Raw genomic sequence first — 16,428 nt, forward strand, 5'->3', positions numbered from 1 at the left:
GCCGGGGCGTGCGGCCGGCGCCCGGCGCGGGGCGGCGGGGCCGCTGCCCGCGGTCGGCCCTGTGGGGGTTGAGCGTGGCCACGGTCAGCTCGCCGCGGGCCCGTTGGAGTCGAGCAGCTTCTTGTACCAGTCGCGCAGCTGGTCGCCGCCCTTGCTCTTCCACTCCGAGACGGCCTGCTGCATGTCGGAGACCTTCTTGCGGCCGCGGACGATGTCCTTCTCCAGCTGCTCGAAGTCGTTCATCAGGCCGGTCCACTGCGAGGGTTCGGTGACGGTCATCCCGTAGAAGGAGGACTTGCCGGTGAAAGCGCCCATGCGCTGCTGCCACTCGACCATGGCCCGGGTGACCTCGGGTGCGTCCGGGTGGGCGATGTAGGGGGCGGGGTTGCCGAGGAAGAGCCAGGAGCTGTTGACCTCGTTGTTGCCCTGGTCGGTCTTGATCGGAAGGCCGTCCTTGACGGTGTGGTCGACGCCTTCGACGCCGTAGTCGGTGAGCATCCGTTCCTTGGTGCCGTACGGCGCGGCGGTGAAGTCGGCGATGGCGAGGACGTCCTCCACGAGCGCCCGGGGGCTGCCCTTCTTCACGAAGGCCCATATGTTGGCCGGGTTGGTGGCCCAGAGCTTCGGGTTGCCGCCCGCGTGCCCGGGGATGTCCATCGCGGCGATGGCGAACGCCGGGTTCTGCGCCGCCTGTTCGGCGGTCTTGGCGTACCAGTGGGAGAGGTCGTTGTTGTAGATGAGGACCTGCCCGGCGGTGAACCGGTTGCCGGCGTCGCCCTGGTTCTGCACTTTGGCGTCCGGGTGGACCAGGCCCGCGTCGTAGAGCTTGCGGGTCCATTCCAGGGCTTCGAGGTACTCCTGCGTCTCGATGCGGTTGATCAGCTTGCCGTCGACCATGTGCCAGCCGAGCGACTTCTCGCCGCCGGAGAGGACGCCGAACATGCTGAAGGCGGTCCACATCATGTCGTCACAGGCCCAGACTTTCGCCTTGGCGTTGGTGATCTCCTTGGCGAGGGCGAAAAATTCGTCGGCGCTCTTGGGGAGTTGCCAGCCCTTGGCGTCGAAGATGTCCTTGCGGTAGAAGGGCGCGATGTTGGTGACGTACGAGGCCGGCATCGGCAGTCCGCGGAGCTTGCCGCCGAAGATGGAGCGCTGCCAGGCGTCGGTGGGAATGGCGGCGAGGTTCGGGTAGGACTTGACCTTGTCACCGGAGAGGTACGGGCCGAGGTCCTCGAACTTGGCGTTGATGGCGCTGGGGATCTTGCCGCCGAGGTTCCAGCCGGGGACGACGACGAGGTCGGGGATGTCGCTGGAGGCGAGGACGGCGCCGAGTTTCTGGTCGTAGACGTTGCCGTCCTGGTTCTGCCAGACGGTCTTGACGCCGATGGCCTCGTTCATGGCCGTGTAGTACGGGTTGTCGTTGGCCGGCGGAGTGCCCCAGAGCGGGGCCATGACGCGGATCGTGCTGCCCTTGCCACGCTTGGTGGCGACCGAGGTGGCGAGCTGGTCCTTGGCGATGGGACGGATGAATCCGGCCGCGGAGCCGTTCTTCGGGGCGATGTCGGGGGCGACGACGTCGCGCGCCACGTACGCGGGGAGGATCTTCTGCGCGTCCTTGCCGCTGGTGGTGCCGTCCTTCTTCGCGGTCTCCCCACCGCCGCAGGCCGCGAGCAGCGGCATGCCGCCGGCCACGGCGACGGCGGCGACTGCGGCGGATCCGAGGAAGCCTCTCCGGCTCGGGGAGGAGCCCGCGGAGGAGCTCGGGGAACCCGTGGTGACGGCGTTCGGCGTCATTGCGTCAACCCTTCGTGGCGCGCCAGGACATCCGGCGGAAGCGGGCCGCCGGTCGGCTGCGATGTGTGAGGCGGAGCAGTCTGGCGGGCACGGCGACCCGCGGCGCTGTCGACACCATCCCTAGTCGAAGCGCTTCGATGTTGCTGCGAGGTTAAGTGAACGTCACCGGCCCGGCAAGAGTCGGTACCAAAGATTCGTCATCCAACCCGGCATGGGTGTAGGCCGCTTGAGTACGGGGGCGTGGGCCGGGTGGCGCTGTCGCACGCCTTGACAGAGCCCGTGTCGAAGTCGAGCATCGAAGCGCTTCGAAAAATCGGTGTGCCCATTTACCCTCCTCTGCCTAGGGATTCGCACGTGACCGCAGAACGGCCACCCTTCCGTGACCCAGCGACACCCGTCGCCCGGCGCGTCGACGACCTGCTCGACCGGCTGGCCCCCGACGAACGCCTCGCGATGCTCCACCAGTTCGCCCCGGCCGTGCCCCGCCTCGGCCTCGCGGCGTTCCGGACGGGGCAGGAGGCGCTGCACGGGGTCGCGTGGATGGGCCCGGCCACCGTGTTCCCGCAGGCCGTGGGCCTCGGCGCCACCTGGAACCCCGCACTCGTACGCCGGGTCGGCGAGGCCGTCTCGCGCGAGGCCCGCGCGATGCGTGCCAAGGACGACCGGGTCGGGCTCAACATCTGGGCGCCGACCGTGAATCTGCTGCGCCATCCCCTCTGGGGCCGTGGCGAGGAGGGCTACTCGGAGGACCCCGCCCTGACCTCCGCGCTCGCCGTCGCGTACACCCGCGGGCTGCGCGGCGACCACCCCACGTACTGGCGCACGGCGCCCGTCCTCAAGCACTGGCTCGCCCACAACAACGAGACGGACCGGGACACCTCGTCGGCCTCGGTCCGTCCGCGAGTGCTGCACGAGTACGACCTGCGGGCCTTCCGCGGCGCCGTCGAGGCGGGCGGGGTGGCCGGTGTGATGCCCGCCTACAACCTCGTCAACGGCCGCCCGAACCATCTCTCGCCGTATCTGCGCGAACACCTGCGGACATGGACGGAGCGGGAGCTGCTGGTCTGCTCCGACGCGGGAGCGCCGTCCAACCTCGTCGACTCGGAGAAGTACTTCGCCACGCACGAGGAGGCGACGGCCGCCGCGCTGCTCGCCGGCGTGGACTCGTTCACGGACCACGGCACCGACGGCACGGCGATCGTGGCCAGGCTGCGCGGCGCACGCGAACAGGGTCTGATCGGCCAGGAGGACATCGACACCGCCGTCCGCCGCCAGCTGACGGTGCGCTTCGCCCTGGGCGAGTTCGATCCCGAGCTCGACCCCTACGCCGACGAACAGGCCTTCGACTCGCCCGAGCACCGGGCGCTGGCCCAGGAGACGGCGGAACAGGCCGTCGTGCTGCTCAAGAACGGTCCGGCGGAAGACGGCGAGCCCCTGCTGCCGTTGCGCCCCGGCACCCGGATCGCGGTGGTCGGGCTGCTCGGCGACGAGTCCAAGCTCGACTGGTACAGCGGGAGTCTGCTGCACCGTTCCACCCCGCTGAACGGGCTGCGCGAGCGGTTCGGCGCCGACCGCGTCGTCTTCGCGGAGGGCGTGAACCGGGTGCGGCTGCGGACCGCGTCCGGCGCCCGGCTGCGGGTGCCGGAGAGCGATGTCCGGGACGAGACGCACCTCGCCGAGGGCGCGTTGGACCCGGCGCTCGTGGCCGGGCGCACCGACCTTCCACCACTGACCACCGACGGCGACGGTTCGGAGTTCGCGCTGATCGACTGGGGAGGCGGGCTGCTCACCCTGCGTGCCCCGGACGGCCGGTATCTGTCGGTCGCCGACGACCGCCGGGTGAGGGCCTCGGCCGACCAGCCGGGGGGCTGGGTCGTCCAGGAGACCTTCCGGTTGGAGGCGCGGGGCACGGACCATGACGCGGGGCACCTCCTCCTGCACGTCGGGACCGGTGGATACGTCTGTGTCGCCGCCGACGGCGTGAAGGTTGCCGCCGACCGTGAATCGGCCGAGATCTTCACGGTCGAGACCGTCGAGCGGGGCGAGGACGCCGTCGCCCGGGCCGCCGCCGAAGCCGACGTGGTCCTGGTGGTCGCGGGCAACGACCCGCACCTGTGCGGGCGCGAGACCGAGGACCGGTCGACCCTCGCGCTCCCCGCCCACCAGGAACGGCTGTGGCGTGCGGCCCACGCCGCCAACCCCCGTACCGCCCTGGTGCTCGTCTCCGCCTACCCGTACGCCGTCCCCGACGCCGCCGCCGCGCTGCCGGCCCTGCTCTGGACGGCACACGGCGGCCAGGCCGCGGGCACGGCGCTGGCCAGGATTCTCGCCGGGGACGTCTCCCCCGCGGGCCGGCTGCCGCAGACGTGGTACGCGTCCGACGCCGATCTGCCGGACATCCTCGACTACGACATCGTCGGCAGCCGCCAGACGTACCTGTACTTCGACGGGACGGCGCTGTTCCCCTTCGGCCACGGCCTGTCGTACACCTCGTTCGCCTACGAGAGGCTGTCCGCCTCGGTCGACGAGGAGGTCGTACGGGTGGAATGCACCGTGACCAACACGGGCGCCGTCGCCTCGGACGAGGTGGTACAGGTGTACGCGCGGGCCGTCGACCCGTCCGTGCCGCGCCCGCACCGCGAACTGCTCACCCACCGCCGGCTGCCGCTTGCCGCAGGAGCCTCCGAGACGCTGTCGTTCGAGATCCCGCGCTCCGCGCTCGGCTTCTGGGACGTGGCGCACGGGCGGTGGACGACGGAGCCGGGGGCGTACGAGATCCAGGTCGGCGCATCGAGCGCGGACCTGCGGCGGTCGGTCAGGGTCGAGATCGACGGGGTACGGCCCGGGCCGCGCCCCGTCCTGGAGAACGGGCTCTCCGCCGTCGACTACGACGAGCAGCGGGGCACGGAGATCGTCGACCGGACGAAGGTGTCGGGCGACGCCGTGACGCCCGCCGGAGCGGGGGCCGAGGGCGAGAGCGCGTCGGCGGCCGACGCCGAGGGCGAACTCGTCTTCCAGCGTTGCGACTTCGGCGACGGGGCGACCGAGGTGGCCGTGGAGGTCGCGGGAGCGGGCCGTGTCGAGCTCTCGCTCGACGGCCGCACGGTGCTGGCCGGCATCGACGTCCCGGAGACCGGCGGCCGCTACGACTACACCACGCTCGGTGCCGGAATCCTCGCGCGGGGCGTCGGGGATCTGCACATCAGGCTGCGCGGGCGGGTTCGCCTCGCGCGGATCGACTTCGCCGGCTGAGGGTCCTGCCGAAGTCGACCAGCGGGGCCCGGCACCGACGCCTTCCGGTGCCGGGCCCCGTCGTCATCGACACGGGTTGTCAACGCTCCTGAGCCTGTTCGTCAACCTCCGCCCGCCACGTACGGCGGTGACGGTCGGTTCCAGATCGCATCGAACCGGCTGATGATCCGCCGGAGTTCGCGGGCGCTTCGAGGTGACATGGCCTGCGTGACGGTGTCGAGGAGAGCGCGGGCTTCGAGAGGGTTGCCGCAGCAGTACCAGTGCACGTCGCCCCACTCGTCGTCGTGCCACAGTTGGCGCTCGGGACGGTGGACGTACTCCTTCCACAGGCGCAGGGCCGCGCTGACGTCTCCTGGCTGCAGATAGTTGCGGCCGCGCTCAAGACGGAAGATCTCGGACAGTGCACGCGAGGACAGGCCGTCGATGGCGTGCCTTTCCCCTGGTGTCCGGTGAGGGGAGATGCCGGCGCGGAGGTGTCCTGGCCGTCTACGCGGCATGGACCTTTCGGTTCGTCGTCATGCCGTCCATGCTGCCACGAGAAGTCGTGCGACGATTCGTCGGCCAGCAGGAAGCTATGAGCGGGGGCGAAGGCCGATGGAGTACGTCAATCTCGATGCGCAGGTCGGCGGCCTGTCAGGAGTCTTGGACCCGGCTCGCTACCTGGCCCATCTGCCCTCGATCTCCGATGATCTGCCCCCGGGTGCCCGGGCCTTCGCCACTGACACGGGCCACTACGACTTCCACAGCAGGCGATGTGTGAAGGACCTGACGCTTCATGCCGTCCGGGGCGCCGGCGGTGAGGAGATGGAGGTCGCGTTCCGGCACAACTGCTGGAAGCACGATCGCGACCTGGTCATCCGCTACGCGGGCGTCTCCAGCTTCGTCATCGATCCCGCCGACGAGGACCGAGAGGCGGACCTCGGGGCTGTGATTCTCGACGAGATCCTGCCGCACAGGGACGGCTGCAGCCACGAGATCGCCTGCTGGGACGGCACACTCACCGTCGTCTGCCGTGACCTCCGCGCGACCTGGACTGAGACCGTCTGCTCAAGCAAGGCGTAGGCGCGAAGGTCCGTGGAGGCTCCACGCGGACTAGGACGAACCTTGGCCTGGCTCGCCTGGCTGACGCCGTTGGCCAAGGACGCAGAACTCGTTGCCTTCGGGGTCCGCCAATACCACCCACGACTGGTCGCCCTGTCCGATATCGACGCGCTGTGCGCCAAGAGCCACAAGACGAGCCACCTCGGCGTTCTGGTCATCGGGCCTGAAGTCGAGGTGCAGTCGGCTCTTGGCCTTCTTGCTCTCGTCGATCCGGACGAAGTCCAGCCCCGGCAGGCGATCCGGCTCCGGGCGGATCTCGAACTCGTCATCGGAGGAGTGGACCACCACCCAGCCAAGAGCCTCGGCCCACCACTGCCCCAAGGCCGCCGGATCCACCGAGTGGACAATCACCTGTTCCCATTCCAAGGTCATCCGCCGAGCTTAGGCCTACCAGGCGTTCGAAAAAAAGACCTTGAAGGGGCCACAGGGAGGATCGAGTTCGCCGCCTTCGCCGCGCAGCTCGATGCCATGTTCCGATCCCGCGGCCGCCGAGCCTCCGTCAGGCCTCCCGCACCGTGGCCTGCGCGCCGTCGAGGACCGTGACCTCCGCGCTGCCCCTGGCCGTCCCGCCGCCCACCACGCGAAGTTCGAAGGGGCGCTCCGTGTCGGACGTGGTGGCCCGGACGGCGGCCGGAGAGCGGGTGATCCGGAAGGTGGCCGCCGTGTCACCCCGGTGGTCCGGGACGGTGAGCGTGCGGTCCGTGGTCCCCGGGGTCACGAGCAGGGTGAGGCCGTCGAGCCACTCCCCGTCGGGGCGTCGGTCGTCGGCGGCCAGCGGGAGGACGGCGCCCGGGCGGACGTACAGGGGCAGGCTGTCGAAGCCGTGGACCTCGCGGCGCCAGGCCGGGCCGGTGACGGTCTCGCCGGTGAGCAGGTGCGTCCACTCCCCCGCCGGGAGGTACACCTCCACCTCTCCGTCGGCGGTGAAGACCGGTGCGACGAGCAGGTCGGGGCCGAGCATGTACTGGCGGTCGAGGGTCCGGCAGCCCGGGTCGTCGGGGAACTCGAGCAGCATCGGGCGCATGGCGGGGACCCCCGTGCGGTGCGCCTCGACGGCGACGCCGTACAGATAGGGCATCAGCCGGTGCTTGAGCTCGGTGAACCGCCGCGCCACGTCGACCGCCTCCGGCCCGAACTCCCAGGGGACGCGGTAGGACTCGTTGCCGTGCAGCCGGCTGTGCGAGGAGAGCAGGCCGAAGGCCAGCCAGCGCTTGAAGACATCCGGGTCGGGGGTGCCCTCGAAGCCTCCGATGTCGTGGCTCCAGAAGCCGAAGCCGCTCAGTGACAGGGAAAGCCCGCCGCGCAGCGACTCGGCCATGGCCTCGAACGAGGCCCAGCAGTCGCCGCCCCAGTGCACCGGGAACTGCTGGCCGCCCGCGGTCGCCGAGCGGGCGAAGAGGACGGCCTCTCCCGTGCCCCGCTCCTTCTCCAGGAGCTCGAAGACGGCCTGGTTGTAGAGGTGGGTGTAGTAGTTGTGCATCCGCTCCGGGTCGGAGCCGTCGTGCCAGACCACGTCGGTGGGGACCCGCTCGCCGAAGTCCGTCTTGAAGCAGTCGACGCCCTGCGCGAGCAGCGGCTTGAGCCGCTCCTGGAACCAGGCGCGGGCCTCCGGGTTGGTGAAGTCGACCAGGGCCATGCCCGGCTGCCACAGGTCCCACTGCCAGATGTCGCCGTTCGGTCGTTTCACCAGGTAGCCGCCGGCCATGCCCTCGGCGAAGAGGGTGGACTTCTGCGCGATGTACGGGTTGATCCACATGCTGACCCGCAGGCCCCGCTCCTTGAGGCGGGCGATCATCCCGGCCGGATCCGGGAAGGTCTCCGGGTCCCACTGGAAGTCCGACCACTGGTACTCGCGCATCCAGAAGCAGTCGAAGTGGAAGACGGAGAGCGGGATGCCCCGCTCGGCCATGCCGTCGACGAAGGAGGTGACGGTGTCCTCGTCGTAGGGGGTGGTGAAGGAGGTGGTCAGCCACAGGCCGAACGACCAGACCGGGGGGAGGGCCGGCCTGCCGGTCAGGGCCGTGTAGCGGGAGAGGACGTCCTTGGGCGTGGGGCCCGCGACGACGTAGTACTCCAGCGTCTGGTCCTCGACGCTGAACTGGACCTGGCCGACGGACTCGGAGCCGACCTCGAAGGAGACCTTGCCGGGGTGGTTGACGAAGACCCCGTAGCCGCGCGAGGAGAGGTAGAACGGAACGTTCTTGTAGGCCTGTTCGCTGCTCGTCCCGCCGTCGGCCTGCCACATGTCCACGACCTGGCCGTTCTTGACGAACGGGGTGAAGCGTTCGCCGAGTCCGTAGACGTCCTCGCCGACTCCCAGGGCGAGTTGGGCCATCATGTGGTGGGATCCGTCGCCGGTGGTGACGAAGGCGGTGCCCTTGCGTCCGGCGGTGGTCAGGGTCCGGCCGTCGGTGTCGCGGAACTCCAGGGCCCAGGGCGCGGAGCGGTCCAGGCGCAGGGTGAGCGGGCCCCTGGTCAGCTCGGTGACGGTTCCCTCGCCCCGCACGGTGGCGGTCCCGGGGCCGTCGCCGGGGAGCGCGAAGTCCGGCCCCCGGTGGGCCTTTCCGGCGTGGTGGGTGAGGCGGACGCCGATCACGCCCTCCGCGGGCGAGAAGCACTCCACGGTGATGAGGGCGGAGTTGAGGGTGTCGCCCCGCGTCTCGACCCGTTTCACGGAGGCGTACGCGGTGAAGTGGTCGGCGCTCAGGTGCAGATGGCGCACTTCGGTGGCGTAGGAGGCGTGAACGCCTTCGCGCATGAGCCAGAAGCCGTCGGTGAACTTCATCGGGGTCCTCGGAGGGTGCGATGGGGTGGCGGCGGGTGCGGGTCAGGTCAGGAGGCCCGGGGCGGCGCGGTCCAGGACGCCGGAGATACGCTCCCATGTCTCCTCGTCGCGTGCGACGGGCGGCAGGGTCTCGCCGTGACCGGTCCCCCAGGCGGTGGCCAGCGCGACGGGGTCCTCGCCGGTGGCGGCGGCCGCGGCGAGGGCGGCGGCGCCGAGGGCGACGAGTTCGGTCGCGGCCGGTACGACCAGGGGGCGGCCGGAGAGCCGGCGGACGGTCTCGGTCCAGGCGCGGCCCCGGGCGCCGCCGCCGATCAGCCGCAGCGGGCGTTCCCGTACCCGGGGGTCGGCGGGGTCGAGGCCGCAGGCGGTGAGGAGTTCGTCGAGGGCGCGCAGGACGGTGAAGGCGGCGCCCTCGTAGGCGGCGCCGAGGATCGCGCGCGGGGTGGTGGTGTGGCGCAGGCCGGTGAGCAGGCCGGTGGCGTGGGGCAGGTCGGGGGTGCGTTCGCCGTCGAGGTAGGGCAGGACGACCACGCCGTCGCCGGGGACGGCGTCGTTCCGGTCGAGCCCGAGGAGTTCGGCGAACCTGTCCACGGCGAGGGTGCAGTTGAGGGTGCAGCCGAGCGGGAGGTACGTGCCGTCGGCGGCGGAGAATCCGGCGAGGCCGGCGGCGGCGGGCCGGGTCCGGGTGGCGGCGAACACGGTGCCCGAGGTGCCGAGGCTGACGACCGGGTGGTCGAGAAGTCCCGCGCCGCCGAGGCCGAGTCCGACGGCGGCGGCCATGTTGTCCCCGGTGCCGGCGGCGACGGCGACGGTGTCGGGGAGGCCGAGCGCCCGGGCCGCGGCCGGGGTGAGCGTACCGACGCGGGTGGCGCCGTTCGGGGCGACGGCGGGCAGCGCTGCCGGGTCGAGACCGAGGAGGTCGAGCAGTTCGGGGTCGTAGGCGGACTTCGCCGTGCTGTACCAGCAGGTTCCCGAGGCGTCCCCGGGGTCGGTCACGGCGACGCCGGAGAGCCGCTCGGTGAGGAAGTCGTGGGGCAGTCGGACGGCCGCCGCGGCCCGGGCGACGGCGGGCTCGTGGGCGCGCAGCCACTGCCATTTGGCCGCGGTCATCGAGGCCACCGGTACGGAGCCGGTCCGGGCGAGCCAGGGGCCGGGGCCGCCGAGCGCGGCGGTGAGTTCGGCGGCCTGGGGCGCGGAGCGGGTGTCGTTCCAGAGCAGGGCGGGCCGCAGGGGGCGGCCGGCGGCGTCGAGGACGACCAGGCCGTGCTGCTGCCCGGCGACGGCGATACCGGTGACGGCGGAGGCGGGCACCCGTGCTTCGGCCAGGGCCGCGGCGATGGCCTCGCGCAGCGCGTTCCACCAGGCCTCGGGGGCGCTCTCCCTGGCTCCGTCGGAGCCGGTGACGGTGTGCGGGGCGCGGCCCACGGCGAGCAGAGCGCCGGTGGCCGCGTTCACGACGGCCGCCTTGGTGGACTGCGTGGAGCTGTCCACGCCGATCACGACCGGGGCCGCCGGATGCGTCGCCGCCATGGACCTCACCTTTCGTCGGGCTTCTCGGGTCGGCCGGTGCCCGTCCGACTCCCACTCTGGCGCGGTGTCGCGCGGTGCCGTATTAGTTATCTCAGAAAACAAATACGGCGACCAGCCCCCGCCGGGCGTCGTTTTCCCCCGCACATCCTCCCGCGATCAGCCGAAAGAGGGACAGATCATGTCGGAACGCTTCACCCCCACCCCCGAGGACCGGTTCACCTTCGGGCTGTGGACCGTCGGCTGGCAGGGCCGCGACCCCTTCGGTGACGCCACTCGCCCGGCGCTCGACCCGGTCGAGTCGGTCGAGCGGCTCGCCGCACTCGGGGCGTACGGCGTGACCTTCCACGATGACGACCTCATCCCCTTCGGGGCGCCGGACGGCGAGCGCGAGGCCGTCGTCAAGCGCTTCCGGGGCGCCCTGGAGCGCACCGGCCTGAAGGTGCCGATGGCCACGACCAACCTCTTCACCCACCCCGTCTTCAAGGACGGCGGTTTCACCGCCAACGACCGTGACGTGCGCCGCTACGCGCTCCGCAAGACGATCCGCAACATCGACCTCGCCGTCGAGCTCGGCGCCACCACCTATGTGGCCTGGGGCGGTCGCGAGGGCGCCGAGTCGGGCGCCGCCAAGGACGTCCGGGTGGCGCTCGACCGGATGAAGGAGGCCTTCGACCTGCTCGGCCAGTACGTCACCGAACAGTGCTACGACCTGCGCTTCGCGATCGAGCCCAAGCCGAACGAGCCCCGCGGGGACATCCTGCTGCCGACGATCGGCCACGCGCTGGCGTTCATCGAGCGCCTGGAGCGGCCCGAGCTGGTGGGCGTGAACCCGGAGACGGGCCACGAGCAGATGGCCGGCCTCAACTTCCCGCACGGCATCGCCCAGGCGCTGTGGGCCGGCAAGCTGTTCCACATCGACCTCAACGGCCAGTCGGGCATCAAGTACGACCAGGACTTCCGCTTCGGCGCCGGGGACCTGCGCCAGGCGTTCTGGCTGGTGGACCTGTTGGAGACGGCCGGCTACGCGGGGCCGCGCCACTTCGACTTCAAGCCGGTGCGCACCGACGGCTTCGACGGGGTGTGGGAGTCGGCGAAGAACTGCATGCGCAACTACCTGATCCTCAAGGAGCGCGCCGCCGCCTTCCGCGCGGATCCCGAGGTCCAGGAGGCCCTGACCGCCTCCCGCCTCGACGAGTTGGCGGTGCCCACCGCCGCCGACGGGCTGGCGGCCCTGCTCGCGGACGCCTCCGCGTTCGAGGAGTTCGACGTGACGGCGGCGGCCGAACGCTCCATGGCCTTCGAGCGCCTGGACCAGCTGGCGCTCGAGCACCTGCTGGCGGTCCGCTGACGGCGCCTGCTCCACCGCGACGATCCACGACGACGGGCGCCCGGCCGCTGGACCGGGCGCCCGTCGTCGTGTTCCACTGCCCGGCAGGACAGCAAGCGCTTTCTAATAATCCTGTGCGAAGCATTGACGAAACATGAACGCACCCCTAGCTTCGACCGCGTTGCACTTCGTACGTCATATATGAGACGCGATACATGAGATCTGAGAGTGCGTCATGGCCTTCGCCCCCAGCCCCATCCCGTCCCGGACCCAGTACGTCCTGGAAGCGGTCAAACACGACATCCTCACCGGTGGTCTGAGTCCCGGCCAGGCCCTGGTCGAGACCGAGCTCGCCGCCCGCTTCGGGGTGTCGAAGACTCCGGTGCGCGAGGCCTTGAAGACGCTGGCCGGCAGTGGTCTCGTGGTGATGAGCCAGTACAAGGGCGCGACCGTGCGCATGGTGGACGCCGACATGGCCCGCGCGGTATACGACGTACGGCTCCTCCTGGAGCCGGAGGCGGTACGCCGCGCCGTCGCCTCCGGGGCCGCCCTCGACGAGGCGCGGGACGCGCTCAGGCGGGCCGCGACCGCCGAGGACCCGGCCGAACGGTCGCTGGCCAACCGCGACTTCCACCGCGCCCTCTATCTGCCCTGCGGCAATCCGCTGCTCGGCCGGATGCTGGACGAGGTCCGCGACCAGGCCGCCCTGGTGTCCACCGTGGCGTGGGCGGCGACGCCCTCCTGGGAGCGGGAGGCCGCCGAGCACGAGGAGATCCTGCGGCTCGCGGCGGCCGGCGACTCCGCCGGCGCCGGCCTCGCCGTGCACGCCCACATCGCCTCGTTCGTCGAGCGCGCCTTCCCCGAAGACAGTGAGTGACCGAGTGACCAGGAATTTCGAGACCGAGAAGGCCGCGCTCGCCGATGTGGTGGCGATCCCGGTGACGCCGTTCGCCGAGGACGGCTCGCTGGACACCACCACCCACCGCGCGCTGCTGCGCCGACTGCTCGACGGCGGCGTCCGTACGCTCACACCGAACGGCAACACCGGCGAGTTCTACGCCCTCACGCCCGAGGAGCGCCGCCAGGTCACCGAGACGACCGTCGAGGAGGCCGGCGACCGCGCCGCCGTCCTGGTCGGCGTCGGCCACGACGTGCCGACCGCCGTGGCGGCCGCCCGGCACGCCAGGGACGCCGGTGTCGGCATGCTGATGGTCCATCAGCCCGTTCACCCGTACGTCTCCGAGGGCGGCTGGGTCGACTACCACCGGGCCATCGCCGACGCCGTTCCGGAGCTCGGCATCGTGCCGTACATCCGCAATCCGCTGCTGGGCGGCGAGCGGCTCGCGGAGCTCGGCGCGGCCTGCCCGAACGTCATCGGTGTGAAGTACGCGGTCCCGGACGCGTCGCGCTTCGCCGGCTTCGCCCGCGACGCCGGTCTCGACCGCTTCGTCTGGGTGGCCGGGCTCGCCGAGCCGTACGCCCCCTCGTACTTCGCGAGCGGCGCCACCGGGTTCACCTCGGGTCTGGTCAATGTCGCCCCCTCGGTGTCCCTGGAGATGCTCACCGCGCTGCGGGCCGGTGACTATCCGGGGGCCATGAAGGTGTGGGAGCAGATCCGCCGCTTCGAGGAGCTGCGCGCCGCCAACGGCAGCGCCGACAACGTCACCGTCGTCAAGGAGGCGCTGGCCGCGCTCGGTCTGTGCCGCCGCGACATCCGCCCGCCGAGCCGTGAACTGCCCGAGGAGAACCGGGCCGAGGTCGCCGCGATAGCCGCCGGGTGGCAGGCATGAGCGCGCACGAGCATCAGGGCGGGCGTGCCGCCCAGGGCGGGCCGGAGCCGGAGGACCGGCGAGAGCCCCAGGGCCGGCGAGAGCCCGAGGAGCTGCGCAGTCATCGCTGGTACGGCACGGACGGGCTGCGCTCCTTCAGCCACCGGGCCCGCACCCGGCAGCTCGGCTATCTGCCCGAGGAGCACCTGGGCAAGCCGGTCGTCGCGATCCTCAACACCTGGTCCGACATCAACCCCTGCCATGTCCATCTGCGCGACCGCGCGCAGGCGGTGAAGCGGGGCGTGTGGCAGGCCGGCGGCTTCCCGCTGGAGTTCCCGGTCTCCACGCTCTCGGAGACCTTCCAGAAGCCGACCCCGATGCTCTACCGCAACCTCCTGGCGATGGAGACGGAGGAGCTGCTGCGCTCCTACCCGGTCGACGGGGCGGTGCTGATGGGCGGCTGCGACAAGTCGACCCCCGCCCTGCTGATGGGGGCGGCCACGGTGGACCTGCCGACGGTGTTCGTCCCCGCGGGTCCGATGCTGCCGGGGCACTGGCGGGGAGAGACCCTCGGCTCCGGTACGGACATGTGGAAGTACTGGGACGAGAAGCGGGCCGGTCTGATCGGCGACGCCGAGATGGCGGAGCTGGAGAACGGGCTCGCCCGCTCCCCCGGCCACTGCATGACGATGGGTACGGCCTCCACCCTCACCGCCGCCGCGGAGACGCTCGGGGTGACGATGCCGGGTGCCTCCTCCATCCCGGCCGTGGACTCCGCTCACGACCGGATGGCGGCCGCCTCGGGGATGCGGATCGTCGAACTGGTCCGGCAGGACCTGCGGCTCTCTCGGATCCTCACCCGTGCGGCGTACGAGGACGCGGTCGCCGCCGTCCTGGCGCTCGGCGGGTCGACGAACGCCGTCATCCATCTGATCGCCATGGCCGGGCGGTCCGGGGTGAAGCTCACCCTGGACGACTTCGACCGGATCGCGCGGACGGTGCCGGTCCTCGCCAACCTCCGCCCCGGCGGGCAATACCTGATGGAGGACTTCCACTTCGCCGGTGGTATGCCGGGTTTCCTCTCCCGGCTCACGGATCTGCTCCATCTCGACCGGCCGACGGTCGGGCACGCAACGCTGCGGGAGCAGCTCGACGGCGCCCTCGTGCACAACGACGAGGTGATCCGGGAGCGTTCGCGTCCGCTCGCGGACGAGGGCGGGGTGGCGGTGCTGCGCGGCAACCTGTGCCCGGACGGCGCGGTGATCAAGCACATCGCCGCGGAGCCTCGGCTGCTCAAGCACACCGGCCCCGCCGTGGTCTTCGACGACTACCGCACCATGCAGCGGACCATCGACGATCCGGAGCTCGGGATCACCCCCGACCATGTCCTGGTCCTGCGCAACGCCGGGCCCAAGGGCGGTCCGGGGATGCCGGAGTACGGGATGCTGCCGATCCCCCGTCATCTGCTGGAGCAGGGGGTGCGGGACATGGTCCGGATCTCCGACGCCCGGATGAGCGGCACGAGTTACGGCACCTGTGTCCTGCATGTGGCACCGGAGTCGTACGTCGGCGGGCCGCTCGCCCTCGTCCGCACCGGCGATCTCATCACCCTGGACGTCGAGGCGCGCACGCTCCATCTGGACATCGACGAGGAGGAGTGGGAGCGCCGACGGGCCGAGTGGGCTCCCCCGCCCAAGCGTTACGAGCGCGGCTACGGCGCCCTGTACTCCGAGCAGATCTCCCAGGCCGACACCGGTTGCGACTTCGAGTTCCTGGCCAGGCCGGGAACGACCCCGGACCCGTACGCGGGCTGACGCCCGGACCGGTCCACCCCCAGTTCCATCTGTTCGACATATCGAACACCGTCTGCGAAGCGCTTCGCGCCCGAGAACGGAGCCGCCGTCATGGCCACAGCCGTGACCCCACCGCCCAAGGCACCCGCGACACCCGGGACATCCCAGGCACCCGCTCGTCGCCGCCGCACGGGAGTGGCACCACGCCGTCTGCCGTATCTGCTGATCGCCCCCGCCGCGCTGCTGATGCTGGGCTTCATCGCCTACCCGGTGCTCAGCGTCTTCTACTACAGCCTGCAGCACTACAACCCGACGAAGCCCTGGCGGAACGGCTTCGCCGGCTTCGACAACTTCACCCGGATCTTCACCGACGACCCGCACTTCTGGGGGACGCTGACCTTCAGCCTGAAGTGGGTCGCCGTCGAGGTGACGCTGCAGCTCCTCTTCGGACTCGCGCTCGCCCTCATCGTCAACCAGACCTTCGTCGGCCGGGCGCTCGGCCGGGCGCTGGTCTTCTCCCCCTGGGCCGTGTCCGGGGTGCTGACCTCGGCGATCTGGGTCCTTCTCTACAACTCGCAGACCGGCATCACCCGTTACCTCGCGGACCTGGGCGTCGGAGAGTACGGCACGTCCTGGCTCTCGGACACCGGCACCGTCTTCCCGGCCGTGGTCGTGGCCGATCTGTGGCGCGGTGTGCCCTTCTTCGCGATCCTCATCCTCGCCGACCTCCAGTCCGTACCGAAGGACCTGTACGAGGCGGCCGAGGTCGACGGCGCCGGCCGGCTGCGGCAGTTCTTCCACATCACGCTGCCGCACCTCAAGGACGCGATCATCCTCTCCACGCTGCTGCGGGCGGTGTGGGAGTTCAACAACGTGGACCTGCTCTACACCCTGACCGGCGGCGGCCCGGCGGGCGAGACCACGACCCTGCCCCTCTACATCGCCAACACCAGTGTCGACGCGCACAACTTCGGCTACGCCTCCGCCCTCACGACGGTGGCCTTCGTGATCCTTCTCTTCTGCTCGATGGTCTATCTGCGCCTGAGCAAGTTCGGAGGCGAGAGCAAGTGATCGTCC

At 70.9% G+C, this 16,428-nt stretch carries 12 protein-coding genes; 7 read left to right on the forward strand and 5 right to left on the reverse strand.

Features of this window, described 5'->3' with window-relative positions; all coding sequences use genetic code 11:
- Positions 1 to 84: 84 nt before the first annotated feature.
- Complete coding sequence (locus tag J7E93_RS10305) at positions 85 to 1,794, reverse strand: extracellular solute-binding protein (protein ID WP_215067649.1); 1,710 nt, start codon at positions 1,792 to 1,794, stop codon at positions 85 to 87.
- A 354-nt stretch (positions 1,795 to 2,148) separates the two neighbouring features.
- Between J7E93_RS10305 and J7E93_RS10310 the strand changes: the two genes are divergently transcribed.
- Positions 2,149 to 5,046, forward strand: coding sequence for a glycoside hydrolase family 3 C-terminal domain-containing protein (locus J7E93_RS10310; RefSeq protein ID WP_215067651.1), 2,898 nt, complete (start codon positions 2,149 to 2,151; stop codon positions 5,044 to 5,046).
- A gap of 101 nt (positions 5,047 to 5,147) precedes the next feature.
- Here the strand turns inward: J7E93_RS10310 and J7E93_RS10315 are convergent, their stop codons facing one another.
- Positions 5,148 to 5,543, reverse strand: coding sequence for a hypothetical protein (locus J7E93_RS10315; protein ID WP_251066344.1), 396 nt, complete (start codon positions 5,541 to 5,543; stop codon positions 5,148 to 5,150).
- A gap of 97 nt (positions 5,544 to 5,640) precedes the next feature.
- Here J7E93_RS10315 and J7E93_RS10320 point away from each other — a divergent pair, with 97 nt between their 5' ends.
- The gene (locus J7E93_RS10320) at positions 5,641 to 6,108 is read left to right on the forward strand and encodes a hypothetical protein (protein ID WP_215067653.1); all 468 of its coding nucleotides are present in this window, start codon (positions 5,641 to 5,643) and stop codon (positions 6,106 to 6,108) included.
- Positions 6,109 to 6,138: 30 nt separating this feature from the next.
- Here J7E93_RS10320 and J7E93_RS10325 read toward each other — a convergent pair whose 3' ends face one another.
- The 3 genes from J7E93_RS10325 to xylB all read right to left on the reverse strand — a co-directional run bounded on the left by J7E93_RS10325 (position 6,139) and on the right by xylB (position 10,462).
- Positions 6,139 to 6,519, reverse strand: coding sequence for a VOC family protein (locus J7E93_RS10325; protein WP_215067655.1), 381 nt, complete (start codon positions 6,517 to 6,519; stop codon positions 6,139 to 6,141).
- Positions 6,520 to 6,646: 127 nt separating this feature from the next.
- The gene (yicI, locus tag J7E93_RS10330; protein WP_215067657.1) at positions 6,647 to 8,932 is read right to left on the reverse strand and encodes an alpha-xylosidase; all 2,286 of its coding nucleotides are present in this window, start codon (positions 8,930 to 8,932) and stop codon (positions 6,647 to 6,649) included.
- A 42-nt stretch (positions 8,933 to 8,974) separates the two neighbouring features.
- Positions 8,975 to 10,462 (reverse strand): xylulokinase, encoded by a 1,488-nt coding sequence (xylB, locus tag J7E93_RS10335; protein ID WP_215067659.1) that lies wholly within the window; start codon positions 10,460 to 10,462, stop codon positions 8,975 to 8,977.
- Between the two features lie 178 nt (positions 10,463 to 10,640).
- Here xylB and xylA point away from each other — a divergent pair, with 178 nt between their 5' ends.
- From xylA to J7E93_RS10360, 5 genes are all read left to right on the forward strand, one after another.
- Complete coding sequence (xylA, locus tag J7E93_RS10340) at positions 10,641 to 11,810, forward strand: xylose isomerase (protein WP_215067661.1); 1,170 nt, start codon at positions 10,641 to 10,643, stop codon at positions 11,808 to 11,810.
- Positions 11,811 to 12,024: 214 nt separating this feature from the next.
- Entirely contained in the window at positions 12,025 to 12,666 is a 642-nt protein-coding gene (locus J7E93_RS10345) for a GntR family transcriptional regulator (protein ID WP_215067663.1), read from the forward strand.
- 4 nt (positions 12,667 to 12,670) lie between these two features.
- Positions 12,671 to 13,579 (forward strand): dihydrodipicolinate synthase family protein, encoded by a 909-nt coding sequence (locus tag J7E93_RS10350; RefSeq protein WP_215067665.1) that lies wholly within the window; start codon positions 12,671 to 12,673, stop codon positions 13,577 to 13,579.
- The gene (araD, locus tag J7E93_RS10355; RefSeq protein WP_251066345.1) at positions 13,576 to 15,372 is read left to right on the forward strand and encodes an L-arabinonate dehydratase; all 1,797 of its coding nucleotides are present in this window, start codon (positions 13,576 to 13,578) and stop codon (positions 15,370 to 15,372) included. The genes J7E93_RS10350 and araD overlap by 4 nt, the downstream gene beginning before the upstream one ends.
- A gap of 90 nt (positions 15,373 to 15,462) precedes the next feature.
- Positions 15,463 to 16,422, forward strand: coding sequence for a carbohydrate ABC transporter permease (locus J7E93_RS10360; RefSeq protein ID WP_215067667.1), 960 nt, complete (start codon positions 15,463 to 15,465; stop codon positions 16,420 to 16,422).
- Positions 16,423 to 16,428: the final 6 nt, after the last annotated feature.

It is taken from the genome of Streptomyces sp. ISL-36, from assembly GCF_018614205.1.
Lineage (GTDB): Bacteria > Actinomycetota > Actinomycetes > Streptomycetales > Streptomycetaceae > Streptomyces.